This window comes from Streptomyces sp. NPDC051020, from assembly GCF_040683105.1.
Lineage (GTDB): Bacteria > Actinomycetota > Actinomycetes > Streptomycetales > Streptomycetaceae > Streptomyces.
Map to the genome: position 1 here is coordinate 1 of NZ_JBFBCG010000236.1, position 1,291 is coordinate 1,291.

Genomic DNA, 1,291 nt, shown 5'->3' on the forward strand with positions numbered 1-1,291 from the left:
TCGCCCTCGTCATGCTCACCCTCGCCGGCCCCCGCCCCACCCTTCCCGGACGCCAACCCGCCACAGAGTGACCCACTCATACGGCAGGAGAGCCCGTTTTCCTCCATCGTCTTGCGGTCGATCATGCCGAATCGGCGCGGCTGACGGCCCAGGAAGATGTTCTCGGCCACGGTCAGGTCGGGAACGAGGTTGAACTCCTGGTAGATGGTGGCGATCCCGAGGCGCTCGGAGTCCTGCGCACCGTGGATACGCACCTCCTCGCCGCCGACCAGGATTCGGCCGGCATCGGGGTGGTAGGCACCGGAGAGCATCTTGATCAGGGTGCTCTTGCCCGCGCCGTTCTCACCGAGCAGCACGTGCACCTCGCCGCGGCGCAGATCGAAGTCGACGCCGTCGAGCGCGACCACGCCGGGGAAGGTCTTGCGTATGCCTTCGATGCGCAGCAACTTGTCCGGGTTGCTCACAACTGGCTCCTGTTCGTTGCGGGGGACGGCTCCGTGGGAGCGGCGGCTCTTGGGAGGCCGGTTGTGGCTCCCCGGGAGCCGACGGTTCCCGGGGAGCGGAGGGCTCCTATCAGCCGACCGGTCGTCTATCTGAAAGTAGGCGACCGTTCGAAATATTCCAAAAGGTGTGCGTGCCGTCGGGTGGCAGGGTGTGCGCCCGTGGAGCACATGGGCGGCTGAACTGCCTTCTGTGCGTCGTCGCGAGGGGCCGGCGGGCCCCGCGGGGGAGAAGGGGGAGCGACATGGGGGAGTTCCTGGTCGAGCTCACCGCCGCCGTTCCCGAGGGCGCCGGCCCGGCGGAGGTCGACCGTCGTCGCGCCGAGGGATCCGTAAGGGCTGGGGGGTTGGCCGTGGCCGGTCATCTCGTCAGGCTGTGGCTATCGGTGTGTGGCGGGCCGCCGACGAGGGTGAGCTGTACGGGAAGGTGCTCGGCACGCTGCCGCTCTGGCCGTGGATGGCCTCGGTGGTGACGGTCCTGGAGTCCCACCCCGGCGACCCGGGCAGGACTGCCGTCACCGCCTGATCGCACGGGCCCCGAGGGGCCTCGTCACTCCCGGCCGCAACCGCGGCAGCCGGTCTTTGACTTCATCTGGACCGGTCGTCTACCTTATTAGTGGACCGGTCGCCTAGTGACCGTATTCCCGACAATCCCCACCAGAATCTCCACAAGGAACGGAGCCGCCGCTGTGTCCTCTCCCGTGAAGCTCGCAATCGTCTACTACTCCTCCACCGGCACCATTACCGAGATCGCCAAGGAGCTCCACGACGCCGGCATCAAGGCCGGTGCG

Annotated in this window: 2 protein-coding genes and 1 pseudogene; 2 read left to right on the forward strand and 1 reads right to left on the reverse strand. The window is 67.8% G+C overall.

Going from position 1 to position 1,291, the window contains the following annotated elements:
• Positions 1–464: ATP-binding cassette domain-containing protein (locus tag AB0N06_RS38920; RefSeq protein WP_366139381.1), on the reverse strand; the 464-nt coding region annotated here is incomplete at its 3' end.
• Between the two features lie 412 nt (positions 465–876).
• Here AB0N06_RS38920 and AB0N06_RS38925 point away from each other — a divergent pair.
• Together AB0N06_RS38925 and AB0N06_RS38930 are read left to right on the forward strand one after the other, a co-directional pair.
• Positions 877–1,026: a muconolactone Delta-isomerase family protein gene (locus AB0N06_RS38925; RefSeq protein ID WP_366139382.1), complete on the forward strand. Its 150-nt coding sequence runs from the start codon at positions 877–879 to the stop codon at positions 1,024–1,026.
• A 163-nt stretch (positions 1,027–1,189) separates the two neighbouring features.
• Positions 1,190–1,291: pseudogene (locus AB0N06_RS38930) on the forward strand (NAD(P)H dehydrogenase); the annotation flags it as partial.